Annotated in this window: 22 protein-coding genes; 10 read left to right on the forward strand and 12 right to left on the reverse strand. The window is 63.2% G+C overall.

What is annotated here, in order from left to right; all coding sequences use genetic code 11:
• The 6 genes from VLT15_05760 to VLT15_05785 form a co-directional block, all read left to right on the forward strand.
• On the forward strand, window positions 1-365 hold a 365-nt coding region (locus tag VLT15_05760; protein ID HSR44724.1), incomplete at its 5' end, for a sigma-70 family RNA polymerase sigma factor.
• Window positions 358-528: a hypothetical protein gene (locus VLT15_05765; GenBank protein HSR44725.1), complete on the forward strand. Its 171-nt coding sequence runs from the start codon at window positions 358-360 to the stop codon at window positions 526-528. The genes VLT15_05760 and VLT15_05765, both read left to right, overlap by 8 nt.
• A gap of 186 nt (window positions 529-714) precedes the next feature.
• Window positions 715-1,242 carry a sigma-70 family RNA polymerase sigma factor gene (locus VLT15_05770; protein ID HSR44726.1) on the forward strand — a complete coding sequence of 176 codons (528 nt, stop codon included), beginning with the start codon at window positions 715-717 and terminating at the stop codon, window positions 1,240-1,242.
• The gene (locus VLT15_05775) at window positions 1,239-2,762 is read left to right on the forward strand and encodes a hypothetical protein (protein HSR44727.1); all 1,524 of its coding nucleotides are present in this window, start codon (window positions 1,239-1,241) and stop codon (window positions 2,760-2,762) included. Before VLT15_05770 ends, VLT15_05775 begins: the two co-directional genes overlap by 4 nt.
• 22 nt (window positions 2,763-2,784) lie before the next feature.
• The gene (locus VLT15_05780) at window positions 2,785-3,021 is read left to right on the forward strand and encodes a hypothetical protein (GenBank protein ID HSR44728.1); all 237 of its coding nucleotides are present in this window, start codon (window positions 2,785-2,787) and stop codon (window positions 3,019-3,021) included.
• An 18-nt stretch (window positions 3,022-3,039) separates the two neighbouring features.
• Window positions 3,040-3,648 (forward strand): hypothetical protein, encoded by a 609-nt coding sequence (locus VLT15_05785; GenBank protein ID HSR44729.1) that lies wholly within the window; start codon window positions 3,040-3,042, stop codon window positions 3,646-3,648.
• Between the two features lie 146 nt (window positions 3,649-3,794).
• On the opposite strand, the gene pcrA is transcribed toward VLT15_05785, so the two are convergent.
• The 6 genes from pcrA to VLT15_05815 all read right to left on the reverse strand — a co-directional run bounded on the left by pcrA (window position 3,795) and on the right by VLT15_05815 (window position 13,248).
• Window positions 3,795-6,002: a DNA helicase PcrA gene (pcrA, locus tag VLT15_05790; GenBank protein HSR44730.1), complete on the reverse strand. Its 2,208-nt coding sequence runs from the start codon at window positions 6,000-6,002 to the stop codon at window positions 3,795-3,797.
• A 55-nt stretch (window positions 6,003-6,057) separates the two neighbouring features.
• Entirely contained in the window at window positions 6,058-6,915 is an 858-nt protein-coding gene (locus tag VLT15_05795) for a HAMP domain-containing sensor histidine kinase (GenBank protein ID HSR44731.1), read from the reverse strand.
• A gap of 178 nt (window positions 6,916-7,093) precedes the next feature.
• Window positions 7,094-8,092 carry a response regulator gene (locus tag VLT15_05800; GenBank protein HSR44732.1) on the reverse strand — a complete coding sequence of 333 codons (999 nt, stop codon included), beginning with the start codon at window positions 8,090-8,092 and terminating at the stop codon, window positions 7,094-7,096.
• On the reverse strand, window positions 8,089-10,296 hold the full coding sequence (locus tag VLT15_05805; GenBank protein HSR44733.1) for a response regulator: 2,208 nt from the start codon (window positions 10,294-10,296) through the stop codon (window positions 8,089-8,091). The genes VLT15_05800 and VLT15_05805 overlap by 4 nt, the downstream gene beginning before the upstream one ends.
• Before the next feature lie 217 nt (window positions 10,297-10,513).
• Complete coding sequence (guaA, locus tag VLT15_05810) at window positions 10,514-12,088, reverse strand: glutamine-hydrolyzing GMP synthase (protein HSR44734.1); 1,575 nt, start codon at window positions 12,086-12,088, stop codon at window positions 10,514-10,516.
• Window positions 12,088-13,248 (reverse strand): GuaB3 family IMP dehydrogenase-related protein, encoded by a 1,161-nt coding sequence (locus tag VLT15_05815; GenBank protein HSR44735.1) that lies wholly within the window; start codon window positions 13,246-13,248, stop codon window positions 12,088-12,090. Before VLT15_05815 ends, guaA begins: the two co-directional genes overlap by 1 nt.
• A 110-nt stretch (window positions 13,249-13,358) precedes the next feature.
• Here VLT15_05815 and VLT15_05820 point away from each other — a divergent pair, with 110 nt between their 5' ends.
• Window positions 13,359-14,123, forward strand: coding sequence for a CPBP family intramembrane glutamic endopeptidase (locus VLT15_05820; GenBank protein ID HSR44736.1), 765 nt, complete (start codon window positions 13,359-13,361; stop codon window positions 14,121-14,123).
• Window positions 14,124-14,207: 84 nt separating this feature from the next.
• Here VLT15_05820 and trpS read toward each other — a convergent pair whose 3' ends face one another.
• Window positions 14,208-15,188, reverse strand: coding sequence for a tryptophan--tRNA ligase (trpS, locus tag VLT15_05825; GenBank protein HSR44737.1), 981 nt, complete (start codon window positions 15,186-15,188; stop codon window positions 14,208-14,210).
• Window positions 15,189-15,381: 193 nt separating this feature from the next.
• Here trpS and VLT15_05830 point away from each other — a divergent pair, with 193 nt between their 5' ends.
• The gene (locus VLT15_05830) at window positions 15,382-17,073 is read left to right on the forward strand and encodes an aminotransferase class V-fold PLP-dependent enzyme (protein HSR44738.1); all 1,692 of its coding nucleotides are present in this window, start codon (window positions 15,382-15,384) and stop codon (window positions 17,071-17,073) included.
• 208 nt (window positions 17,074-17,281) lie between these two features.
• Here VLT15_05830 and VLT15_05835 read toward each other — a convergent pair whose 3' ends face one another.
• The 4 genes from VLT15_05835 to VLT15_05850 all read right to left on the reverse strand — a co-directional run bounded on the left by VLT15_05835 (window position 17,282) and on the right by VLT15_05850 (window position 20,999).
• The gene (locus VLT15_05835) at window positions 17,282-18,028 is read right to left on the reverse strand and encodes a hypothetical protein (protein ID HSR44739.1); all 747 of its coding nucleotides are present in this window, start codon (window positions 18,026-18,028) and stop codon (window positions 17,282-17,284) included.
• The gene (locus tag VLT15_05840; GenBank protein HSR44740.1) at window positions 18,025-18,984 is read right to left on the reverse strand and encodes an ATP-binding cassette domain-containing protein; all 960 of its coding nucleotides are present in this window, start codon (window positions 18,982-18,984) and stop codon (window positions 18,025-18,027) included. The genes VLT15_05835 and VLT15_05840 overlap by 4 nt, the downstream gene beginning before the upstream one ends.
• A 147-nt stretch (window positions 18,985-19,131) precedes the next feature.
• A complete protein-coding gene (locus tag VLT15_05845; protein HSR44741.1) occupies window positions 19,132-19,809 on the reverse strand; it encodes a response regulator transcription factor in 678 nt (225 codons plus the stop codon).
• Window positions 19,806-20,999 (reverse strand): sensor histidine kinase, encoded by a 1,194-nt coding sequence (locus VLT15_05850; protein ID HSR44742.1) that lies wholly within the window; start codon window positions 20,997-20,999, stop codon window positions 19,806-19,808. Before VLT15_05850 ends, VLT15_05845 begins: the two co-directional genes overlap by 4 nt.
• Before the next feature lie 556 nt (window positions 21,000-21,555).
• Here VLT15_05850 and cimA point away from each other — a divergent pair.
• Window positions 21,556-23,121: a citramalate synthase gene (gene cimA / locus VLT15_05855; protein HSR44743.1), complete on the forward strand. Its 1,566-nt coding sequence runs from the start codon at window positions 21,556-21,558 to the stop codon at window positions 23,119-23,121.
• 11 nt (window positions 23,122-23,132) lie between these two features.
• Here cimA and VLT15_05860 read toward each other — a convergent pair whose 3' ends face one another.
• Window positions 23,133-23,996 (reverse strand): LysR family transcriptional regulator, encoded by an 864-nt coding sequence (locus VLT15_05860; protein ID HSR44744.1) that lies wholly within the window; start codon window positions 23,994-23,996, stop codon window positions 23,133-23,135.
• A gap of 110 nt (window positions 23,997-24,106) precedes the next feature.
• Between VLT15_05860 and VLT15_05865 the strand changes: the two genes are divergently transcribed.
• The gene (locus VLT15_05865; GenBank protein ID HSR44745.1) at window positions 24,107-25,423 is read left to right on the forward strand and encodes an inositol-3-phosphate synthase; all 1,317 of its coding nucleotides are present in this window, start codon (window positions 24,107-24,109) and stop codon (window positions 25,421-25,423) included.
• The last annotated feature ends 32 nt before the right edge of the window (window positions 25,424-25,455 follow it).

A 25,455-nucleotide genomic window follows, 5' to 3' on the forward strand; every position in this document is an offset into this window, starting at 1 on the left:
CGGAAGCGGCCGCCGAAGCCATCGCCTACGGATGGGAGCACTGGGAACGCATCGGCAAGATGGAGAATCCCATCGGCTACCTCTACAAGGTCGGACGAAGCCGCGCTATCGACGTGCTCCGGCGACCGCGCCGCTTCTTCCCCGAGGTACCCCCGACCGGTCTACCGCACGTGGAACCCGGCTTGCCGGCGGCTATTCGCCGGTTGTCCCGCAACCAGCGCGTTGCAGTCTGGCTGATCCACGGCTACGGCTGCCCCTACCAGGAGGTGGCCGACATCCTCGGCACGTCGGTCGGAACCGTTCAGAAGCATGTGACCCGGGCTCTCGAGAAGCTCAGGACCGACCTGGAGGTGGACCATGAGTGATCTCAGAACACAGATCCGCGACTACGCCGCCTACGTCGAGGTGACCGCTCCGGATCCCGTGGCTCGGGTTCGCTCGCCGTCGGCGCTCCGAGAGTGGCTTGCTGCGATCCTCTGTCGGCTTCGAAATCTCGGATCGACGGGCGAGGTCGGCGGCTGCGGTTAGCCACACCCGTTCTTGCGGCCAGCCACAACTCATGCCAAGGCTGGCGGACAAGAGAACGCGGGGTTGGCACGTTCCTCGCCGCGGCATGGACAGGCCCCGACGATTTCCCCGATAATCGACGAAACGCGTAGTCGAATTCCGTTGGTCGTGCGTGTGACCGGGTAGAGCAAACGGATGGGAGGATCCGTGGAGGTAGCTCATGGGAGACTTCGGGACGTGGAGTCCTCATCGTTCGACGACTTCTACCGGGCCGAGTACCACTCGGTCGTCGGACTGGCCTACGCCATGACCGGCAACCGGTGGGTTGCCGAAGACCTCGCACAGGATGCATTCATCGCTGCCCAGCATTCCTGGGACAAGATCCGCGAGTACGACCAACCGGGCGCATGGGTGCGACGGGTGCTCGCCAATCGCTCGATCTCCCGCTTCCGGCGTCTTCGAACCGAAAAACGGGCCCTTCCCCGGCTGGCTGCTGCCGAGGCGAGCACCTCGCTTCCCGACGTATCCACCCACGCCGACGAAGTCTGGGGGATGGTCTGCAGGCTTCCAAGACGTCAGGCACAGGTGACGGCTCTGACCTTCGTCGACGGGTGCAGCCTGCAGGAAATCGGTGAGATCCTCGAAATGTCCCCATTCACGGCAAAGACCCATCTCCAACGAGCCAAAGCGACCCTCGCAGAGCAGTTGGGAGCCGAAAGGGGGGACCGGTCGTGACCATCGATCAGATCCTCGAAGAGACCGGTCAGGAGATCCGGACGGCGGCGACCACAATGGCCGTTCCCGAGCTACAGCTCGAGACCCGGCGCCCAGTCGCACTGCGTCCGAGGCGGTTCGCTCTGGCAGTTGCCTCCGCCGTGTTTGTGTTCATTGCAGTGGGACTCGTGGCAATGCTTGTTCAACTCGACAGCGACGGGACGGGGGTCGCCGAACAGGCGGACGGCGACTCAGCCCAGCCGCCGGTGGTGACCTCCATTGACACTCCTACTCCTTCGACTGTCACCGATGCCGAAGCTGTGGACAATGTGCCCGCCCCGACGACCACGACCGAGGCTGCGGCGCCGGCGGTGACGATGGTCTGGACCCGGATTGAGTCGGATGTTCTCGGAGGGTCCGAGTGGCAGTGGATCGAGGACATTGCCGTTGGCGGACCAGGGCTGGTGGCGGTTGGTGCGGACGGCTCGGGTGGTGATGATGATGCCGCGGTCTGGTATTCGACCGACGGACGCACCTGGAGCAGGGTTGCACACGACGAGGCGGTCTTCGGTGGTTCGGGGGATCAGTACATGATGGCGGTCACCGCGGGCGGACCGGGGTTTGTCGCAGTGGGTGAAGACATCGCGGAGGATGGCACCGGCATCTCGGCAGTGTGGGTCTCCGAAGATGGGATCACCTGGAGCCGGGTCTCTCACGACGAGGCCTCGTTCGGCGGTCAGGAACAGACAAACGTCTTCATGAAAGACGTCACCGCCTTCGGGTCGGGTCTGGTGGCCGTGGGAATGGAATCAACGGGCAGCTCGATCGACGCAGCGGCGTGGATCTCGGCCGACGGAGTGACCTGGGAACGCGTCCCGCCCGACGAGGCGGTGTTCGGAGGGCCTCAGTATCAGATCATGTGGGCAGTGGTGCCGGCCGGCCCCGGACTCGTAGCAGTCGGACAAGGTGGTGATCACTTCGGAGAAAGACCGGGCCAGCCGGCTGCCGTCTGGACTTCCACGGATGGCCGCGATTGGTCGCGAGTGCCCGACCAGGCGGCGTTGCTGAGCGGATACACCTCCGAAGGAGCCCACAACGGAGACTGGGCACGCATAGACGACGTGATCGTCGGTGGTCCCGGTCTGGTGGCCGCAGGTCGAGTGGGCAGATGTCAGGACTTCAGCTGCGCCGATGACTCGGCAGTCTGGACCTCAGCAGACGGCGTGACCTGGGAACGAAGCACCATCGAGGAGGCAGTCGGCACCTCCTTCGACCAGATCTTCGGGGTGAGCACTTTCGGCGACCGTCTGGTTGCCACCGGAGCAGGCCGCGCCGCCGACGCACAGCTTGGGCCGGCCGTGGTCTGGACCTCGACCGACGGAGGCCAGACCTGGGATCGCGTGCACAGCATCGCCGCCTTCGGGAAACTGCGCGAAGGGCCCAATGCCATGTATGCCTCGGTCGAATTCGAGTCCAGGTTGATCGCAGTCGGCAGCTGGGGGTCGGACGCCGCCATATGGATCGCCACCAACGAAGAGTGACCCGTGCCGAAAGGAGACGACGATGGGAAGAACGTTGAGCGTGTGCCCGGCACTCGGGCTCCCGGCGCCGACCATCGGCTATGCGTGCGAACAGCACTTGAAGATTCCCGAGGTCCGGCAGATTGACTACGTCGACGACGCCTTCGAGCCAAAACTCGATGCCGACCACCCGGCCGCACAATTCGATGTCGACTCGCAAGCGGGAGCCTGGCTCGTTCATCCCGAGACCAATAGGCGAATGGGCCGGCCAGGGAACTGAGGCAATGGAGGAGGCACAGTGAAGAAACACCTGACATTGGTACTGGTGGTCATAACGCTGCTGGCACTGGCGGCGCCGGCAACGGCAAAGCCGCCCAACTGTGATGACCCTGACTCGTCGCACCCTGCCTGTGGAGGTGGCAACGACGAACCGGCGATGGCCGGACATGAATGTGTGGGATATGCGACCGACGCGTACACGGCGGCAGAGGGTTCGGGCCACTTCGAGTTCGACCTCGGGGTCGACTACAACAGCGCCTGCGTCGATGTTTCGAATGTTCTCCCGACGGGAACCTGGGATATCACGTACAACGTCACCGCGGGGACCTTGCGCGAGCTTGTCGTACTTGTGCGTGACAGCTTCAGCCCCGGTGACCTTTGCAACTACGGGATAAGCAACTCCGGGATGCGGCTCCGGCGCGTGCCGAGCGGTTCGTTCAAACTGGAGCCGAACGCCGCCGACTCCGTCAATTCGTGCGGGACCGAGTGGGCGGAGATGATCGGGGACACGTACTACGGCGATGCTCCTCCCGGAGTGCAGAGCCCACTGGCGTTCCTGGTCTTCGCCCGGGGAACGGAGGATCTCGAGGCCAGTTTCACGGTCGACTACCCGAACGCCACTCCCTAGACAGAGCAGCGCAATGAGAAGGGGCCGGGTTTGGGGGAACCCGCCCCCTCTCCGCTCTTCCGTTCTTGCGTCCACCGGCCCCGTCGCGATCACCACTTGAAGTCAAGGCCGCTTGCCGAGGCCACCGGACGCAAGAAGGGGGTTGGTCAGGCTTTCTGCATCGGGGCCCATGCCAGCAACAGCCGCTTGCGACCGCTCTCGTCGAAGACCACCCAGGCTTCTGCGCGGTCGCCGGTGCCGGTGATCTCTTCCACCACGCCGGTTCCCCACTTGCCGTGCACTACCCGGTCACCGACGCCGATCTCATCGGCGGAAACGGTCGAACCGGGCGAAGGTGAAGCGACCTCCTGGCTTCTACGGGTCCGCTTCGGTGCCATCGTGATCAGGTCATCGGGTATCTCGCCGAGGAATCTGCTCGGCGCGTTGAAACTCGAACTGCCGAACAGCATCCGCTGCCAGGCGTGCGTCAGGTAGAGCTTCTCCTCGGCCCTGGTCACTCCCACGTAACAGAGGCGCCGCTCCTCCTCGAGCTCTTGCGGATCTCCCAGCGACCGCGAGTGTGGGAATACCCCATCTTCCATCCCGACGATGAAGATGACCGGATACTCGAGACCTTTGGCCGTATGGAGGGTCATCAACGTCACCGCTTCGGCCTTGTCGTCGAGTTCGTCGATGTCGGTGACCAGGCTGACGGTCTCGAGGAACAGTTCCAGTTTCCGAAGTCCGGACAGTGTCGCCCAGGGTCCGTCGTCGGTTATCGACCCGTCCATCGACTCCTCGAACTCTTCTGCCACGGAGGCGAGTTCACGGAGGTTCTCAACACGGCCGAGCGCTTCGACCGATCGTTCCGCTTCCAGCTCGGCGACGTACCCCGTTTCGGCCAGCACCGCGTCGATGGCCGCCCGCGGTCCGTCGGCCGCTGCCTCCTCCAGGCGGTCGATCAAACCGACAAACTCCTTGACCCTGATTGCCGATCTGGTAGCGACCATGCCGATCTCATCGATGCGGGTGAGGGCGTCGTAGAAAGAGATACGCCCGTCCTGGGCGAATCGATCCATATGGGCAATCGTCGACTGCCCGATGCCGCGCTTCGGCACGTTGATGACCCGCTTCACCGCCACCTCGTCGGTACGGTTGGCGATCAGCCGCAGGTAGGCGAGCGCGTCCCGCACCTCCCGCCGCTCGTAGAACTTCACCCCCCCGACGACGTTGTAAGGGATGCCGTATCGCACGAACACTTCTTCGAGAACACGGCTCTGGGCGTTCGTGCGGTAGAAGATGGCGATGTCCCGGCGGTGATAGCCCTGATCGTCGAGGAGCTCGATCTGGTCGGCAACGAAGGCGGCCTCATCATGCTCGTCCTGGGCTTCGTAACGGGTGATCAGCTCACCCCGGCCCAGGTCGGTCCACAGCCGTTTCGGCTTTCGATGCAGGTTGTTGTCTATGACCGCGTTGGCAGCCTCGAGGATTATCTCGGTTGACCGGTAGTTTCTGTCGAGGACCACGATCCGGGCATCCGGATAGTCCTTCTCGAATTCGAGGATGTTGCGGATATCGGCGCCTCGAAACTTGTATATCGACTGGTCCTGGTCGCCCACCACACACAGATTGTGATGCGAGTCCGTCAGCATCTTGACCAGCATGTACTGGGCGTGATTGGTGTCCTGGTATTCGTCGACCAGGACGTACTGGAAGCGGCGCTGATACTGGGAGAGCACGTCCGGGAAAGCTCCGAGCAACTCGACGGTGACCATAAGCAGATCGTCGAAATCCATCGCCGAAGCCTCGAGCAATCGCTGCTGGTAGAGCCGGTACACGTCGGCAACCTGCTCGTGGTAGAAGCCCGAGTCCTGCGACCGGTAGGTTTCGAAGTCGATCAGTTCGTTCTTGGCGTTCGAGATGGCCCCACGGATGCTGCGGGGAGGAAACCGCTTCGGATCGAGATCGAGATCCGAGACACACATGGTGATCAGCCGCAAGGAATCGGCTGCGTCGTAGATCGAGAAGGCGGACTTGTAGCCCAGGCGATGGGCTTCTCGTCGGAGGATCCGAACGCAGGCACTGTGGAACGTCGAGACCCACATCGACTGCGCCACGCTGCCGACCAGGCTGGTTACACGTTCCTTCATCTCGTCGGCGGCCTTGTTCGTGAACGTGATCGCCAGAATCGCATGCGGCGACACACCGAGATCTCGAATCAGATGAGCGATCCGGTAGGTGAGCACCCGGGTCTTGCCCGAGCCAGCACCGGCCACGACCAAAACAGGCCCGTCCGTGGCGGCAACGCCTTCACGCTGTGCAGGGTTGAGGCCTTCGAACAGAGGCGAATCAGAGTTGAAGAGGGCTGCATCCATCGGTCCGGCGATGGTACCTCATGTCTGAGTCGGAGAATCACAGCTCTGTAAGCCGCTAATCCCTTATCGTTTCCGAATCCCGGACCGGCACCTCGGACTGCACCCCGACGACCGGGGCAGGCGGAGCAACGGGGAGGGTGTAGCAAAACCGGCTGCCCATCGGGAACCGGCGTTCGTACCAGACGTCCCCGCCCATGGCTCTGGCCAGCTCCCTCGCAATCGGCAAGCCGAGACCAGTCCCAGATCCGATCCTCGTATTGCCGTCCGCGATCTGCTCGAACTGCTGGAAAATGCGACTGACTTCGTCGTCCGGAACTCCGGAACCATTGTCGGAGACCACGACCATGTAGTGGTCGCCGAGGAAGGCGCCTTCGATGAGGATCTGATCGCCTCCGAACTTCTTGGCGTTCTCGAGGAGGTTCCTCAGCACCTGCTGAACTCGCCGGACGTCTGCCCGAACCCTGACACCCCCGGGAATGGCAACTGCCGCCTCTTTATCCATTCCCGGCGGGAAGGTGAAACCGTTGACCCGATGGGCGAGTTCGGATAGGTCGACATCCTCCAGATCGAGCGGCAATCGCCCCGTCTCGATGCGGGGAATGACCAGTATGTCTTCGACCAGCTCGGACAAGTGTTCGGACTGCGAGTTGATGATGCCCAGGAACTCGGTGACTTCTTCAGCCGGAAGGTCCTGCCAGGCTTCGATGAGCATCGAAGCGAAACCGGCAATCGACGTGAGCGGCGTACGCAACTCGTGGCTGACCATCGCCACGAACTCGTTCTTTATCATCTCGGATCGTTCCGCCGCCAGTCGGGCCTGATCCTCGCGACGTCGCGCCGAGTAGACCGCGTACACGGCAACGGCGGTCACCATGACCGCTATCGACACGAGGAGAATCGACCACACCGACATCGCTCTACCGTCCTCCAATCAGGAAAGCCCAACCCCCTGCCGACAGAATCGGCATGATCACGAGCGGGGTTGAGGGCGGTTCCCTGCACACATGATCGGACTAGTCACCTTGCATCAGAATAGCCGCGAGAGGAACTGGAATCGGCCGTGTCCGCCGGATCGAGAGCCCGGTCCCCGGTCATCCGTTCGTTCCATAGAGCGACGACAAACTCGCCTGCGCCTCTTGCTGGAGCACCCGCTGGTGATTGCGTGCCGAAGCCAACACTGCGGCAATGGGGTGTTCGACCATTCGCAGCGTCTTGAGAACTTCCGGCGGAAAGACCGCCGGAGTCTTCGCGGCGAGTGTCAACACGCCCACCGTCTCTCCGTGCGAACGGAGTGCAAGCGCTGCAAACGAAGGCCACTGGTCTCCTTCGTCGACACCGTCGGTGATGTTGTCCAACTCGGTCAATGAGATCGTCAACTCCTCGGGGCTCAAAGACATGGCGGCCAGTTGCTCCACATGCCCGGCCGTCAACCGGCGAAAGTCGAGGATGCTCGAGCGCGACACGGGTGAATCTGCCCGAAGCTTCAGCAGCCGATCCCCCACAACCGTGATGCCGGCGAGGTCGTATTCGACAAACCGGCGAACGATGAACATCGTTTGCTCGAGCGTTGAAGACAGATCGGTGGTGCGAGTGGCCATCGTCACGATGTCGTTGATAATCGTCGTTTCGAAGAGCTTCCTGTCGAGCAGTTCGGTGACCCGACTGAGAACGTCGGTCTCGTTCAACTCGAGTGGAGTCCGCTGCTCGCCCGATAGCTCGGAGAGGGCACGGCTGGCGTAAGCCGACCTGATGGCACGTAGCAGATCATCGCCCAAAGACTCCTTGGTCAGATACCCATCCGCACCCGACTTGGCGCTCCAGTAGCGGTCCTCTGCGGAGTCGTGTGCGGTGAGAATCAAGACGGGGATGTTGGCGACCGTCCAGTCCTCTTTCAGCAGACGACAGGCAACGTATCCGGTCATGCCCGGCATCTGGATGTCCATGAGGACCAGATCCGGCATTTCGGCGTAGAACTTCTGGATGGCCTCGATGCCGTTCTCAGCGGTGACCGCCTCGATGCCGTTCTTGCCCAGCAGGGCTGCCACCGCGTGACGGATGACCGGACTGTCGTCGGCAATCAGGATCTTCATGCGGATTGCTCCTTGAATGCGACTCCCCGCATCTGCAGCAGCTTGCGCAACGTGTCGACCAGCGCACCCTTGCGAAGATCGAACTTGTCGAGATAGGCATCGACTCCGGACTTCCACGCACGATCCTGATCGTCCGGGGTGGCTACGGCGGACACCATGACAATGGGCAGCGAGCGCGACCCGGCACGCACCAGTTGCACGAGTTCGATACCGTCCGAACCGGGCATTTGATAGTCCACCACCAGGGCATCGAAGTCTGACTTGGCCAGTTCATGAACGGCTTCGTCCGCACTCGAAGCTGCGACGACATCGAAACCCTGCCCCGAGAGCGCTGCCCCGACCAACTGCCGGACCCCTTGCGAATCATCCACCACCAGCACCTTCGGGCGGTGCTTGACGGGCAGCGGAACCGAGCGCACGCGGTCGCTCAGCTGATCCGGATCGACCACCACCACAACCTCACCGCCTCCCAACAGCGCGGCGCCGGCCAGGTGAGGCGAACCTGCCAGAACCGGCCCCAGGCCTTTGACGGCGACCTGGCGCCGGCCCTCGACACATGGAACCGTCAGAGCCACCGGGCCAAGACGGGTCGAGAGCACCACTATGTCGTTGGGCTCCTCGGTTTCGGACAGTCCGACCGCGAAGGCAAACGACGAGAGCGGCAGCGTGAGCCCCTCATACCAGAGCTCCATACGGCGCTCACCCGGGTGAAGCTCTGCGGCAGCCATCGGGAACGTAGCCAGCACGGATACCTCCGGGATACCCCACCGATGCCCGTCGGATCGAACCAGCAAGACATCCTGCATGGCCAGCGACGCCGGCAACGTGAGGGTCACCGAGGTCCCCGCACCCGGCGTGGTATCCAGGCGCAAACCGCCGTTCATGGCAGCCGCCATCTCTGAAGCGGACGCCAGGCCCAGGCCGTCACCACTCAGATCCGTGCGATCCGCCACCGTCGAGAACCCGGCCCCGAAGAGAATGCGACCCAGGTCATCGCCGGTGAACGCTGAGGCGGAATCAGAGTGTTCTTCTGCCACCTGGCGCACCCGATCCCAGTCGACTCCCCTGCCGTCATCCTGAACGGTAACGACGAGTTTGTGATCCTTGACGGTCGCCCGAATCGATACGGTCGCCGTCGAAGACTTCCCTGCGTCTATCCGCTCGCGAGGCATCTCGATTCCATGGTCTATTGCGTTGACCAGAAGATGCCGAAGCGGCTCCCGCAAGGCATCGACGATCTGGCGATCGACTTCGACGTCGTCGCCGATCAACTCGAATCTCAACTCCTTCCCGGTCCGGCGTCCGAGGTAGTTGGCCAACTGCGGGAAGGTGTCGGTCACTTCTCGCAAAGGCACGGTGGCAAGATCCAGTGCCTGCGTCTGGAGTTCGTCAAGCGAACGCTGAAGACGGCAGACTGATCCTTCCCAGGTCACCGCCAGTGCGGCAACCTCGCCCGGCCCGGCGGCGACAGCCGTCCGCAAACCTCGCAGATCCTGCGCCAGAGCCTCCATGTCGAGCTTCACTTCGACGAACCGGTTGATGAGCTCGAACAGCTTCGCCGACTCCACTCTGGTGGCCTCACCGATGACCCGGCCTTCGATCGTCGAGAGCAGCCCACCGAGATCGACCAGATCGCGCCCGTCGGCCTGCTCTGTACCGGACCCACGATCAGCCTGCTGCAGCCGGTATCGAGCCGTTGCAACGCCACCGACCGGAGAGCCGGGGCCGGACGGAGAACCGGGCCCGGACGGAGCGGTTCCGCCGGAAGGCGGTGCAGATGCACCTCCCCCACCGGCGCTCCGATCCTCCGGCGGCGTATGACCGCCTCCGATGTAATCACGAACGGCGGCAAGGGCGGCCAACAGCTCGCGGGGCTCATCGCGCCCTTCGATGTCGACGGCCGCCAGCAACAAGGACGCAAGACGAGCGAGCAGCTCTCCGAGCTGCGGCGAAGGGTCTCTCCTGCCGTCCCGGATCTCCTTCCAGGTACTCTCGAGGAGCTTGCCGGCGTCTGCAATGGTCGGGAACCCCATGACCAGGGCATTGCCCTTGATCGTGTGGCCGTCCCTGGCCAGATCACCCAGGGCGTGCTCGCCGAGCTCTACCGCGCCGAGGGCCTTGCCACCCTCGACGAGGTTACGGGCTCGCTCGGCCACCTCCTCCCGGAAGATGGCGCGTAGCTCCAGGTTTTCACTCCAGTCCACGCACAACCCCTTGGTTTCTCACGTTCAACGCGTATCGGCTGCCGGGGCTGGTGTCTTGAGGGAATTGGCAGAGAGCTTTGGGGCGATTTACCGCCGGAATTGTGAGCCATGAGCCCTGCGCAGGAAGGCCACCGGCCAGTGGCCCCTCGCCGGCGATCAGGAACCTAACGCGAGCAGTTTGACTCGCAACCCGCGACTCGCGACTCGCTACCTCTTGTCACTCCCACTCGATGGTGGCCGGGGGCTTGGACGAGATGTCGTAAGCCACCCGATTGATTTCAGGGACCTCGTTGATGATCCGGGACGACATAGCCTCGAGCACGTCGTACGGTACCCGCGCCCAGTCAGCCGTCATCGCGTCGTCGCTGGTCACGGCACGAATGATCAAAGGATGAGCATAGGTACGTCCATCGCCTTGCACGCCGACGGTCTTGATAAGGGGCAACACCCCGAACGACTGCCACAACTCGTTGTACAAGCCCGCTCTGCGAACCTCTTCGAGAATGATCGAGTCGGCCGCCCGCAAGATATCGAGCCGTTCGCGAGTGACGTCGCCGATTATGCGGATCGCCAGGCCCGGACCCGGGAACGGCTGACGCCATACGATTTCGGGCGGGAGTCCGAGCTCCTCGCCGACCGAGCGAACCTCGTCCTTGAAGAGATCGCGCAGCGGCTCAACGAGTTCGAACTGCATGTCTTCCGGCAGCCCCCCGACATTGTGATGGCTCTTGATCTTGGCGGCGTCCTTCGTCCCCGATTCGATGATGTCCGGATAGAGCGTTCCCTGGACCAGGAACGGCGTATCGGTGAGTTCGGCGGCCACGTCCTCGAACACGCGGATGAAGGTCTCCCCGATGATCTTCCTCTTCGATTCCGGATCGGTCACACCTGCCAGAGCTGCGAGGAAACGATCCTCCGCCTTCACATGGATGAGGTTGACGTGGAAGGTGTCGCGAAACGTTGCCTCGACCTGTTCCGCCTCACCGGAACGCAGAAGGCCGTGATCGACGAAGATACAGATCAGCTGGCTCCCGACCGCCTTCTGCACCAGGGCGGCGGCGACGGATGAGTCGACGCCACCCGACAACCCGCAAATCACCTTCTGATCCCCGATTTGGGCACGGATCGCCTCGACGGATTTCTCGATGATCGAGTGGTGGGTCCAGGTAGGCCGCGCTCCGCAGGCCTCATACAGGAAGCGTTGCAGCAACTCGGTACCGCGCGGCGTGTGCATCACCTCCGGGTGGAACTGAACGCCGAAGAGCCCCTTCTCCCGGTTCTCCATGGCTGCCACCGGAGAACCGGCTGTGCTGGCCGTCACAGAAAAGCCGTCGGGGGCGGCCACCACGGCATCACCGTGACTCATCCACACGTCCTGGCGCGGAGGCAGGCTCGAGAACAGCACCGAGTCCCCGACGACGTCAAGAGCGGTCTTTCCGTACTCTGCCGATCCGGTCCTCTCCACAGTTCCACCGAGCGAATGCGCCAGCAACTGATGGCCGTAGCAGATGCCCAGCACCGGCACACCGGCCGCAAACAGTTCGGTGTCGATTCCGTAGGCGTCCTCCGAGTACACAGAAGCCGGACCGCCGGACAGGATGATGCCGATCGGCTTTCGTGCCCTGACTTCTTCGGCGGTGATATCGCGCGGCACGATCTCGGAGAGGACATGAGCCTCCCGTACTCGTCGGGCGATCAACTGGGCGTACTGGGCGCCCAGATCCACCACCAGAACCCGATCGAAATCACCCGACGACGCCTGCCCGGCCGAAACTTCCGAGGCCGCCGACATCAACCCATCCCGACTCGTTGCGATCGTTGCAACGCTTTCCCTTCCGACTGGAGCGATGGCGCAACCATCACTTCAGCCTTCTGGAACTCCTTCAGATTGGCATAGCCGGTCGTCGCCATCGAGACCCGCAATGCTCCGAAGAGGTTGCGGCGGCCGTCGTTCTCGTGGGCCGGGCCGGTGAGAATCTCTTCGAGCGTGCCGAGAGTGCCGACCTGAACTCGAGCCCCGCGCGGCAGCGTCGGGTGGAAGGTCGCCATCCCCCAATGCGAACCCCTGCCGGGGGCCTCGGCTGCAGAGGCAAGCGGCGACCCGACCATCACCGCGTCTGCACCACAAGCTATGGCTTTCGAGACGTCTCCGCCGGTCCTCATCCCGCCGTCGGCGATCACGTGGACGTAGCGTCCGGTCTCGTCGAGGTAGCGAATGCGGGCTCCGGCCGCATCGGCTATCGCAGTTGCCTGAGGTACCCCGACGCCCAGGACACCGCGCGTTGTACAGGCAGCTCCCGGACCCACTCCTACCAGTACACCCACTGCCCCCGTACGCATCAAGTGAAGTGCGGTCGAATACGAAGCGCATCCCCCGACGATGGCCGGTACTTCGAGTTCGGCTATGAAGCGTCCCAGGTCGAGCGGTTCGGTCCTGGTCGACACATGTTCTGCCGATACCACGGTTCCCTGAACGACCAGAATGTCGAGCCCGCCCTGCAATGCATGTTTGTAGAGACTCCCGACTCTCTGCGGTGTCAGACTCGCCGCGGTGACGATCCCGGCAGCCTTCATCTCTCCGACACGGCGGCCCACCAGGTCGGGATTGATCGGCTCGTTATAGATCTCCTGCATGCGACGGGTCGCCGTCTCAGGAGACAACTCCGCAATCTCCTCGAAATAGATCTCCGGGTTCTCGTAGCGGGTCCAGAGTCCCTCGAGATTGAGAACACCGAGTCCGCCCAGCCGGCCGATCTCGATTGCCGTAGCCGGACTGATGGCCGAGTCCATGGCTGATCCCATCATCGGCAACCCGAACTGGAACGCGTCGATCTGCCAGCTGATGTCCACATCGTCGGGGTCACGGGTCCGCCGGCTGGGGACTATTGCTATGTCATCGAAGCCGTACGCCCGTCGACCGGTCTTGCCGATACCGATATCGATCTCCACCAGAACCTCCACCCGGATGGTTCGGCAACGGTACCAGGCGGGAGGCGTCGCGAGTCTGTGAAAGCCGGCCCTCGCAAATGGCCGGAGGCCTCCACCCACTAACCTCACCCATCGTGTACGAGCAAGATTCCGGCCGGACCCACGAGACAGCCCGTTTCACCATCGGTGACGTGGTGCTCGTGGCGCTCGCCGGTTTCGCGACGGCTCTGCTGGTGGGACTGGTGCTGGCCGCGTCGGGTTTGGGAGAGGGAGACGACCTCATCGCTTCGGTCGTCATCCTGGTACCCGCCCAGTATGTCGGTCAGCTGGCCGTACTCGCCTTGATCGTCAAACGTCGCAAGACCACATTCGCCGAGGGTCTCCGCTTCGACATTCAACCGGGGGACCTTTTCTATACCCTCACCGGTCTCGCTCTGCAGTTTGTGATCGCGCTGCTCTTCCTTCCCCTCTACGACCTGGTGGGGCTTGGTGACTCAGGGCAGACGATCGTCGATGTGGCCGCGGACTCGGAACTGCCGCTGATCGCAATGATCGTTCTATCGCTCTCGGCAGCGGTGATCGCCCCGGTCGTGGAGGAGCTCACCTACCGGGGAGTTCTGCTGCGTTCACTTGCGCGGAGGATGTCCGTCCGGGCGACGATCGCCGTATCGTCGCTGGTCTTCGCGTCGGTGCACATCCTGTCGGTCGACCTCGGAGACCCGCAGTGGCTGCTCCAGTTCGGAATCCTCATACCGCAGTTGTTCCTCGTGGCGGTTCCGCTTGCCTGGCTGACGCTGAAACACAACCGGCTGGGCCCGGCGATCTTCACCCACGCCGGCTTCAACCTCTGGCTGGTGATCTTCGTCGCCGGTTCGGACTACTTCACTTCGCTGCAGTAGGCGCTATTCGCAATTCGCGGCGAAGCGTCGTGGGCAAACCCAGAACCCAGAACCCAGAACCCAGAACCTAGAACCTGTCGTTAGCTACCCGCCCAGGCCGACCTTCGCCCGCACGTCTGCCATTTCGTGCTCGGCGCGGGTGCGGGCGTCGAGTGCTCCGCGCGACATTATCCGGCCGACCTCTTCGTCTTCCAACGAGTTGTATGCGGTCCGGATAGGTGCCAGACCGTCGACCACAGCATCCGCTACGGCCTGCTTGAACCGACCGTATCCGGCATCGGCGTACTCATCGACGAGGGAATCGACGGTGCGGCCCGTGTAGATCGAGAGAATGTCGAGCAGGTTCGAGATTCCCGCCTTCTTCTTCTGGTCGTAGCTGACCTCTCGCCCCGAATCGGTCACAGCCGATCTGAACTTCTTGACGATCGTGTCGGCAGAGTCCAACAGGAGAACGGATCCGCGCGGATCGGCGTCCGACTTGGACATCTTGGCCGTCGGATCCTGCAGCGACATGATGCGGGCACCGCGCTTGGGCGTGATCTGCTCAGGTATCGGGAAGGTATCACCGAAACGGTTGTTGAAACGTTCGGCAAGATCCCTGGTCAGCTCGAGGTGTTGCGTCTGGTCGTCGCCGACCGGGACCGCGTGTGCCTTGTGCACCATGATGTCTGCCGCCATCAGCACCGGATAGGAGTAGAGGCCCAGCATCTGGCCGGCCTTCTCTGCCTTCTCCTTGTACTGGGTCATCCGATTCAAAGCGCCGAGTGGAGTCATCGAGCCGAGAATCCATGAGAGTTCGGCGTGGTGTGGCACCTGGCTCTGGAAGTAGAGAAGCGACCGGGAGGGGTCCACCCCGACGGCCATCAGCAGTTTGGCGGTGAGCACGCGGTTGTCGTGGAGTTCCCTCGGATCGTAGGGAACAGTCGTGGCGTGCAGATCAACGACGCAATAAATCGTGTCGTAGTCGTCCTGCAGCGCGACCCAATTCCGTAGGGCACCCAGGTAGTTGCCGATATGAATGTCACCGGTGGGTTGAATGCCCGAGAACACTGTTTGCTTGCTCACTGTTCACTCCTGAAGAAACGCCGGGGCCTGCTGGCCTCCGGCGTGTTGGTCGACTCGCGCGCTGGCCCTTTCAGACTGTGGACCGCCACCACCGAGTACCCGTCGGAATCATGATGTTTGAGCGTAGCCAATCTCGCTGCCTGAGTCACCTGACGGCGAGGCGCCGCCGGCAGATCGCCTACCATCTCGCTTGATGGGAACCGAACAACTCATTTCATCGATAAGAGACTCCGTGATCGGCAGACATGACGTCGTTGACGGACCCTTCGGCCCCCGCCCGGTGATCTACGCCGACTACACGGCGTCGGGCCGCGCCCTTTCTTTCATCGAGGACTACATACGTGAAGCGGTGCTCCCCCTCTACGCCAACACCCACACCGAGTCATCCGGGACCGGTCTGCAAACGACGCGGTTCCGTGAAGACGCGCGTGAGATGATCCGCCGATGCACCGCAGCCAACGGCGAGCATGCGGTCATCTTCACGGGCAGCGGTTCGACGAGCGCTATCGACAAACTGATCGGGGTAATGGGACTGCAGATCCCATCAGCCCTCGAAGATGCATACGGACTCACGCAACACATCCCCGCGCAGATACGGCCGGTCGTGTTCATCGGACCATACGAACACCACTCCAACGAGCTTCCGTGGCGCGAATCGATAGCCGACGTGGTGACCATCGACGAGGACGCCGACGGTCACGTCGATCTTGATCATCTCCGAACGGAACTCGAGAGGTACGCGGATCGGCCGCTCAAGATCGGTTCGTTCTCGGCTGCGTCGAACGTGACCGGGATACTCACCGACTGGGACACGGTCTCCGCGATCCTTCATGAACACGGGGCGCTTAGTTTCTGGGATTTCGCAGCCGCGGCACCGTACGTAGGCATCGAAATGGGCTCTGCAGAGGGCGACAACCTCGCCTACAAGGACGCCGTGTTCCTGTCGCCGCACAAGATGATCGGAGGGCCGGGCACGCCCGGTGTACTTATCGCCAGAAGGGAACTGTTCAAGAACCGGGTGCCCGACATGCCCGGCGGCGGGACCGTCTGGTATGTGAACCCGGACAGTCATCACTACCTCGAGGATCCGGAGAAGAGGGAAGAGGGTGGCACGCCGGCAATCATCGAATCGATTCGTGCCGGTCTGGTCTTTCAGTTGAAAGAGGCGGTCGGGGTCGAGGAGATTCGCCGGCGCGAGGAACATTTCATCCGGAGGGCCATCCGTTCGTGGGAGGAGAGCCCGAACCTCGAGGTACTGGGCAACCACGAAGCCGACCGACTCTCAATCGTCTCCTTCGTCGTCCGGCACGGGGATCGCTATCTACACCACAACTTCGTGGTGGCGATACTCAACGACCTGTTCGGCATCCAGGCCCGGGGTGGCTGTTCGTGCGCCGGACCCTACGGCCACCGGTTGCTGGGAATCGATCTCGAGACCTCTCACGAGTTCGAGCGTGAGATCGACCGGGGTTGCGAAGGAATCAAGCCGGGTTGGGTTCGGGTCAACTTCAACTACTTCATCTCCGAGGTCGTCTTCGAGTACATACTCGACGCCGTGCATCTGGTCGCCGAGCATGGGTGGAAACTACTGCCGCTCTATCGTTTCGAGCCGAACTCGGGCTTGTGGAAGCATCGCTGCCCGGTCATGGAGGCCCCGATGAGCTTGTTCGAGGTCTCCTATGCCGAGGGTTCCATGAACTGGCCACACCGCCGGCACGAGACTGCCGAAAGAGAACTGCACGGCTATCTGGCCGAGGCGCAGACCATTGTCGACGAAGCCTCGCACGACTTGCCGAGCCCGCTCGGGATGCCCGACGTCACCGCCGATTTTGAGCACCTCAGATGGTTCCCGCTGCCCGACGAGGTCAGACCGGACCTCGGGTAGCTGCCCGGGCGGCGGGTTGGCGGCAGAATCGAAGTGCGGATGACCGGAGCAGCAGCACCCGCAACAGTCCGTCCGGACGTGAACGGGTAGTCCGAAGCGTCGGGTGCGGGCCGGCCGCGTCCGGTCATGCGTGCGTCCCAGTTGATCGCAGGTCGTACTTCTGCGATTCAACCGGGACGCATCCGACGGCCGGAACGGTCCTGCTCACTCAGACGACGTCGCGGCGGGCGACGGCGACGAGGCCGATGGCGGCAGGAACGACGGCCCACAACCCGATGGCCACAATCGCCGCTCCTATGCCTGTGGCAGTGTCGACTCCGGAGACGACGTTGGCCAGGGTATTGGGTATCCAGGAGGCAGATTCGGCGACCGCTTGCACGGCCAGCGGCGGCAGGATGAGCAGCAACAGGATGGTGCCCGTGACCGCGCCACCCGTATTGCGGACGAGAGCACCGATCCCTGCACCGAGCACGGCACCGGCTCCTCCCGCAAGTGTCGACGCGGCGAGGACCTGCGCCAGATCGGCTCCAGACACCATGAACCCGTAGTCGGTCGCGGTGAGCCCCACGGCCACCGAACCGGCACTGACGCCCGCACCTGCCAGTCCGAGAATGCTGCCGGCCACGAAGACTGCGGCGAACTGCGCGAGGACGGCTCTCGGGCGGCGGGGCGTGGTCAGGAAAGTGAGAACGACGGTGCCGTGACCGTATTCGCGGGCAACGGCCATGGCACCGAATAGCCCGGCAATCACGAGGGCGTTGGCAGCGAAGGCCATCAGCGACTGCTGGTCAGCAGCGGTCGAGATGAACGTCTTGCTGCCGTCCATGTCGGTGCCGAAAGCCACGGCGGTGGCGGTCCCCGCGCCGATCGCCACGAGCACAGCGAGAAACGAGATCGGCATCTTCGTGCTGGTCAGCTTGCGGATTTCGGCCCGTACGGTTCGAAGCGTGGTCATGACTCCTCCTTGGTGTTGAACTGGGTTCCGCCGCCGGCCGTATCTCCGGTCCAAGCGAAGAAGCGATCTTCCAGCGAGTCGTTGTGTCGTGATAGTTCGTGCAGAGCGATGCCGGCCCGGAAAGCCTGCTCCCCGATCTCGTCGAGAGAGAGACCCCGGACCACCAGGGTTCCGGGCCGACCGGACTCGACAACTCCACCCGCCGATTCCAGGGCAGTCTGGAGAGCCTCCGGCGAAGCGGCCCGGACCAGGGATTCGGATTGCTGCAGCTCGGCCAGCGAGCCCTGAGTTACCAATCGGCCCTGGTTGATGACGACGACATCGTCGGCGAGTTGTTCCACCTCGCCGAGTAGATGGCTGGAGACGAACACGGTGTTGCCGGCCGCGGCCCGCGACCGCAGCAGATTCCGCAGCGTGCGGATCCCTTGCGGATCCAGGCCGTTGCCCGGTTCATCGAGAACGAGCACCGGTGGATCACACAGCAGTGCGCCGGCAAGTCCCAGACGCTGTTTCATACCGAGCGAGTACGCACCGGCGCGCCGATTCGCCGCATAGCCGAGCTCCACGAGTTCGAGAACCTCGTCTACCCGTTCCAGCGGCGTGCCGGTGGCGTCGGCCAGAATCCGGAGATGGTTGCGCCCGCTTCGCCCGGGATGGAACGCATCGGCCTCGACGCTGGCGCCCACCGTTCCGGTGGGGTCGGGAAGCTCTCCATAGGAGAGCCCGCCGATGGTGGCCCTACCACCGTTCGGCGAAGCCAGACCGAGCAGGACCTTCATCGTTGTGGACTTGCCCGCACCGTTCGGTCCGAGAAAACCCGTCACGCGTCCTGGCTTGACGACGAAAGACAGGTCGTTGACGACCGGGGCACCGCCGTAGCTCTTGGTCACGTGTTCGATGGAGATTGGATACGCTCGAGCTGTGGGGCTGGTCATCTGGTCGGATAGCTGCTGCATTGCCTCTCCTTCTCCTAGGTGCGTGCCTTCAACATACGCACTTGAGGTGTGGCCGTCACCGGGTAATGGAGGGATTTCCGGCTCCGCCGTTTGGGGGAAGATTCCCGGTGCCGGCCGGACCGGTATCCGCCGATAGGCGGAGTCGGGTCAGAACCCGATGTCGCCGTCGCCGGGTTTGACCAGCCCGCTCTCATAGGCGAATGCGACCGCTTGGGCGCGGTTGTTGAGCCCGAGTTTGGTGAGAATGCTGGAGACGTGTGACTTGACGGTTGCCGGACCGACGAACAGGTCCTCTGCTATCTCGATGTTGCTCGCTCCTGCGGCAACGGCCATCAGGACCTCCCGCTCCCGGCCGGTGAGCCGGTCGAGACGAGAGACCACGGATGAATCGAGGGACGGCGGTGCCGCGAACCGGCTGATCAGCCGTCTCGTCACCGACGGCGCCAAGAGAGCTCCTCCATCGGCGATGGTGCGAACCGCCGCCACCAGATCCTCGGGCGAGATGTCCTTGAGGACGAACCCGCTGGCCCCTGCCCGGAGAGCGGCATACACGTACTCATCCGGATCGAAAGTCGTGAGGATCAACACCTTCACGGGCCAATCGGCGGAGTCGATGATCGCCCTGGTAGCAGTGAGGCCGTCCATCCCCGGCATGCGGATGTCCATCAGGATCACATCCGGGCGATGCTTGCGAGCGATCTCGACGGCAGCCGCTCCGTCGCCGACCTCTGCGACGACCTCGATGTCATCTTGGAGACCGAGCATCACCGCGAACCCACCGCGCACCAGAGCCTGATCATCGACGACGGCGACCCTGATGCTCACTGTTCTCCGATCGGCAATCGTGCAAGGACACAGAACCCGCCTCCGGGCCGTGGCCCGGCCTCGAAGGTCCCGCCCAGCAAGATAGCGCGCTCTCTCATCCCCACGATCCCCTGGCCCGATCCCGGCAAAGGACTTGTCGCCGCCCCCGTGTCCGTCACCTCAATGTCGAGGTGACCATCGGTTTCCTCTACACGCACCTGTGCCGCCGCGTCGACACCGCCGTGCTTGAGCACATTGGTGAGCGCTTCCTGAACGATGCGATACGCAAACAAATCAACCCTGACGGGAAGCTCGGACCGGACTTCTGCGGTCAGCGAGATGCTCATCCCGGTCTGTCTGAGTCGATCAACGAGTACTTGAACCTGGTTCAGGGCCGGCTGTGGACCAAGCTCGCCGGATGCCGACTCTGGACGAAGCACACCGAGAAGATGGCGGAGTTCGTCGAGTGCCCTGCGCCCGGCCCCCTCCACCGCACCAATGGCTTCCCGGGCCCGTTCAGGATCCTCTGCAACCACCAGCCGGGCGACCCCAGCCTGCACGGTCATCAGGCTCACGTTGTGTGCAACGACGTCGTGAAGCTCGCGCGCAATGGAGGCACGGGCATCGGCGATGACTTGCTGGGCCTCGGCGGCCCGCCTCCACTCCAGATGCTCGGCACGCTCCTGCGCCAAGCGGCGACGGATCCGAATCCAACGACCCACGTACCACGGCAGCGTCGTGACAACGAGTGCCGTGACCACGTCTGAGACGGGGTCGCCATCCGTCACCTGGATGAAACCGACAACGGCGAGGGAAACGGCCGGCGCCGCCAGGCTGATCCTCCCCTCCGGGAAGTACCGCCCAACCGCATACAGCGACACCAGGATGTGAAACACCGGATTGCCCGGAAACCCGAACGCCGTCCAGGCGATTGTCATTGCGAGTGCAACCCCCAACACCGTTGGGGGCCGGCTCCGTCGCCAGAACAGAGCCATGCTGCCCATGGCCAGCATGAAGAACCCGGCAACGGGAATCTTCGCGATGCTCGTCGCGTCCTGGGCAGCGACGTTCACGACGCTGGCTCCGAAGACAACGGCCGCCACGGCAACGTCCACCCCACGCGGAGAAAGACGCAAACGGGCGCCGGTCGCCCCGCCGCCCGGACCCTTCTGACTCGTCTCGCTATCGGCGCTGGAGAGGGGGTCGGTCATCGGTTGGATTCTCCAACGGCGCCACCGGAGCTGCGCGGCAACTGCGCGGTCAGGGCGATGACGTCAGACACCGCCATCTGCGACGGTGTCGGTGTTGTCGCCATGGTTGATCCTCTCACCCGGTGTCGGCTCCAGGTTACCGGCGTCGGTGAGGCCGGAGCGTCTGCCGGGCAGAGCAGGAGACGGTTTCTGCACGGCGGTGAAAGGCCGCCCGGACCGTCCGGACCAGGAGCAGGGGGCCGCCCTACCTCGGGTCCGTGTGCCTTCTCGATCACCCTGCGGGACGGCTCCAGATCAGCACATGAGCCGCCCACCCCGCAGCCGGAGACGGAGCCGACGGACAGGACATCGAGATCCAACGGTGAGATTGCCCTGCGCCGTGCCGGTCTCCCCGTCCTGCCCGGCCGTGCGTTGACTCCACGCCGGGCATCAGTCATACTGCTCTCACATGTCCGCAGCCACGAACGCCATCATTATCGACTGAGCGCATACCCACGCATCGGTATGCGCCCGAAACCCTTCGCCATCGCGAGGGGTTTTTCATTTGGGAGCCACAATGACACTCGAGATCTACGACACAACCTTGCGGGACGGGTCACAGCAGGAGGGCATCTCGCTCACCGTCGGCGACAAGCTGCGCATCGCCGGTCTACTCGACGATCTCGGCGTTCAATATGTGGAAGGCGGGTGGCCGGGCGCCAACCCGAAAGACGACGAGTTCTTCAGGAGGGCCCGATCGGAGTTGAACTTGTCCCGTTCCACACTGGTGGCATTCGGCTCGACGCGGCGGCCGCGCGGCTCCGTGGCCGATGATGCACAACTGGCCGCGCTGCTCGCAGCAGAGACCGAGGCGATCTGCATTGTCGGCAAGTCGTGGGACTACCACGTGCGGGAAGCGCTTCGAACCGACCTCGATGAGGGGGCCAGGATGGTGGGCGAGTCGATCGCGTTCCTGCGCGGACAGGACCGGCGGGTCTTCTTCGACGCCGAGCACTTCTTCGACGGGTACCGGGACAACCCGGGCTTTGCGCTCACGACACTGCGAGTTGCCCTGGAGGCCGGCGCCGAGCGACTCGTTTTGTGCGACACGAACGGAGGCACTCTCCCCCACCAGGTTCTCGATACCGTCGCAGCCGTGCAGCAGTCACTGCCGGAAGCACAGCTCGGTGTTCATTTCCACAATGACTCCGGAACTGCCGTAGCGTCCTCGCTCGCCTCGGTGCGGGCGGGAGTTCGCCAGGTGCAGGGCTGCATCAACGGATACGGCGAACGGACGGGCAACACCGATCTGTCGACCCTGATCCCGGACCTCGTTCTCAAGGAGGGCCTGGCCGTGCTGCCGGAGGGCCACCTGGAGATGCTCGGCCCGATCTCTCATCACGTGGCCGAGGTGGTCAACATCACCCTCGACCCTCATCGTCCCTATGTGGGAACGTCGGCATTCACACACAAGGCCGGGCTCCACACGTCTGCGCTGGCCCGCAAACCCGACGCATACGAGCACGCGGATCCGTCGCTGGTCGGCAACAGCACACGCATGGTTGTGTCCGAACTGGCCGGCAAGGCATCGATCGTGTCCAAAGCAGAGGAACTCGGACTGGAAATGGACGACGACCTGGCCCGGCGAGTGATCGACGTTGTGAAGGAGCGGGAACATCAGGGCTACCACTACGAGGCGGCCGACGGCTCATTCGAACTGCTGGTTCGGGGTCTGGCAGGGTGGAAACAGAGTTACTTCGAACTGGAGTCGTTCCGGGTGTTCACCGAAAGAAGAGCCAACGAAGAGGTAATCGCGGAAGCTACGGTGAAAGTGCTCGTCGATGGAGATCGAGTGGTGACCACCGGCGAGGGAGTCGGGCCCGTTCATGCTCTCGACCGGGCGATACGGGCCGCATTGCGCGGTCGATTCCCGGAGATCGACGGCCTGCGGCTGACCGACTACCGGGTGAGAGTCCTCGACTCATCCGACGGCACGGAGGCGTTTGTGCGAGTTCTGTTGGAGACCTCCGACCACGAAACCTCGTGGGGGACCATCGGCGTACACGAGAACGTGATCGAGGCGTCGTGGGAGGCCCTAACGGAAGGTCTGATAATCGGACTACTAAGACATTCCGCTCGATAGCCGGCCACGGTTCAGAAGGCTGCAGCGAACGAGCGGAACGTCTCCACCCGGGGATTGCCGGCAGTCGATGCCCTCCATACGGCCGAGAGAAGACGACGGGCAACCGGCGCCGGGCGGGCTTTCCGGAGAGGCTCGACCCCGGCTTCGGCCACTGCTTCGGGCAGAACCGCCCACCCGAAGCCGAGACCGACCATCTGGGTGAGAACGGCAGGATTGGCGCTCTCGAGGATGATGCGCGGCGTCCATCCCTCATCCACGAAGAACCGGTCGATGATCCTCCGGGTCCGGCTCGAAGCCGGATACATGACCCAGTCTCCGCCGGCCGGATCGCCTACCGCCGGACCATAGAGATACAGAGGTTCTTCCATGATCGCCTCTGATTCGAGGCGATCATCGATCACCGGACCCGTCACGAAGACGATGTCGTGCTCGAGCGTCCGCAGGCCGTCGAGCAAGGGCGTCGAAGGAGCCACCGTGAGTTGCAGCTCAACGTCGGGATGGGTGTCCCGGAAGGCGTGAATTGCATCAGGAAGGACGTAGAGACTGGCTGCATCGATCATGCCGACCCGCAAGCGGCCGTGGAGAGTGGACCCGGTTGCGTGGAGATCGGATCGCAGGTCGTCGGTGGTGCTGAGCAGTTGACGTGCGTAGGCGACGGCTTGGCGGCCCTCGTCCGTGAGTATCCGCCTGCGGCCAACGGCTTCGAAGAGACGCGCGTCCAAACGGCGCTCCAGTTCGTGCATCGATTGCGACAGGGCCGGCTGGCTGATGCCCAGGCGATCGGCGGCGTCCGTCCAATTCGTCGATCGGGCCACCTCAGTCAGATAGGCGAGCTGACGAAGCTGAATGCTGAGTTCGGGTGCTGTGATCTCCACGGTGAGATTATATAGACATTTCTTATGAATCTGACAAGCTTCATTGACTTGTCCTCAAATAGGCGAAGTCCATAAGCTGGCGACAGTTCCAGAACGAGGGAGAACACTTCATGGCAGCCCCAATCGACATCAAGCCGGCGGAAGGCAAGCTCGGCGTTCTGCTGCCCGGCATGGGAGCCGTCGCGACGACGTTCATCGCCGGGGTGCTGGCCGGCCGGAAGGGGCTCACGGAACTCCACGGATCGTTGACCCAGTCTGGCCGTATCCGGCTCGGCAAGCGCACCGAGCAGCGCAACCCGCTGATAAAGGACTTCGCCCCGCTGGCCGGCCTGGATGATCTCGTCTTCGGAGGCTGGGACCCGATCCCCGAGAACGCCTACGTCGCAGCGCTGACCGCCGGAGTGCTGGACGACCGCCAGCTCGAGCCGATCCGCGCCGAGATGGAAGCGATCGAGCCGATGACCGCCGTTTTCGACAAGGAATACGTACGGCTGCTCGACGGCACACACGTGAAGCAGGGCGAGAGCAAGCTGGACCTCGCTCAGCAGCTCATGGACGACATCGACCGGTTCAGGATCGACAACGGATGCGACCGCCTCGTCATGGTCTGGTGCGGCAGCACCGAGGTCTACCGTGAACCAGGAGCAGTTCACCAGAGCCTCGAAGCTTTCGAACACGGCCTGAAGACGAACGCCCCCGAGATCGCACCGAGCCAGATCTACGCATATGCGGCGCTGTCGATGGGAGTGCCGTACGCGAACGGCGCTCCGAACATCACGGTAGACACGCCCGCTCTCCTCGAACTCGCCCACCGGGAAGGGGTCCCGATCAGCGGCAAGGACTACAAGACCGGCCAGACCCTCATCAAGACGATCCTGGCACCGGGGCTCAAAGCGCGGATGCTCGGCGTTGACGGCTGGTTCTCGACCAACATTCTCGGCAACCGCGACGGGGAGGTTCTCGACGACCCCGGCAGCTTCCGCAGCAAGGAAGTCTCCAAGCTCGGCGCTCTTGAGCACATCTTCCAGCCGGAGCAGTATCCGGACCTCTACGGCGACCTGTACCACAAGGTCCGCATCAACTACTACCCGCCCCGCGGCGACAACAAAGAGGGCTGGGACAACATCGACATCTTCGGATGGATGGGGTATCCCATGCAGATCAAGGTGAACTTCCTGTGCCGCGACTCGATCCTCGCCGCGCCCCTGGTGCTGGACCTGGCGCTGCTCATGGACCTCGCGCAACGGGCAGGAAAGGCCGGGATCCAGGAGTGGCTGAGCTTCTACTTCAAGAGCCCGCAGTACGCCGAGGGCCTCTACCCGGAGCACGACCTGTTCATCCAGCAGACGAAGCTCAAGAACACCCTCCGCCATTGGATGGGTGAGGAACTCATCACCCACCTCGGGACCGAGTACTACGAGGACTAACCAGATCGTTTTCGCGCGACATTCAGCCCCGA

It is taken from the genome of Acidimicrobiia bacterium, from assembly GCA_035471805.1.
GTDB lineage: Bacteria > Actinomycetota > Acidimicrobiia > Spongiisociales > JAHEDJ01 > JAHEDJ01.

What these genes read in the sequence shown, in the direction of transcription:
- VLT15_05765 (HSR44725.1), top strand. Translation starts at nt 358, where the DNA reads ATGAGTGATCTCAGAACACAGATCCGCGACTACGCCGCCTACGTCGAG.
- VLT15_05780 (HSR44728.1), top strand. Translation starts at nt 2,785, where the DNA reads ATGGGAAGAACGTTGAGCGTGTGCCCGGCACTCGGGCTCCCGGCGCCG.
- pcrA (HSR44730.1), bottom strand. Translation starts at nt 6,002, where the DNA reads ATGGATGCAGCCCTCTTCAACTCTGATTCGCCTCTGTTCGAAGGCCTC.
- VLT15_05795 (HSR44731.1), bottom strand. Translation starts at nt 6,915, where the DNA reads ATGTCGGTGTGGTCGATTCTCCTCGTGTCGATAGCGGTCATGGTGACC.
- VLT15_05800 (HSR44732.1), bottom strand. Translation starts at nt 8,092, where the DNA reads ATGAAGATCCTGATTGCCGACGACAGTCCGGTCATCCGTCACGCGGTG.
- guaA (HSR44734.1), bottom strand. Translation starts at nt 12,088, where the DNA reads ATGTCGGCGGCCTCGGAAGTTTCGGCCGGGCAGGCGTCGTCGGGTGAT.
- VLT15_05830 (HSR44738.1), top strand. Translation starts at nt 15,382, where the DNA reads ATGGGAACCGAACAACTCATTTCATCGATAAGAGACTCCGTGATCGGC.
- VLT15_05835 (HSR44739.1), bottom strand. Translation starts at nt 18,028, where the DNA reads ATGACCACGCTTCGAACCGTACGGGCCGAAATCCGCAAGCTGACCAGC.
- VLT15_05840 (HSR44740.1), bottom strand. Translation starts at nt 18,984, where the DNA reads ATGCAGCAGCTATCCGACCAGATGACCAGCCCCACAGCTCGAGCGTAT.
- VLT15_05850 (HSR44742.1), bottom strand. Translation starts at nt 20,999, where the DNA reads ATGACCGACCCCCTCTCCAGCGCCGATAGCGAGACGAGTCAGAAGGGT.
- cimA (HSR44743.1), top strand. Translation starts at nt 21,556, where the DNA reads ATGACACTCGAGATCTACGACACAACCTTGCGGGACGGGTCACAGCAG.
- VLT15_05865 (HSR44745.1), top strand. Translation starts at nt 24,107, where the DNA reads ATGGCAGCCCCAATCGACATCAAGCCGGCGGAAGGCAAGCTCGGCGTT.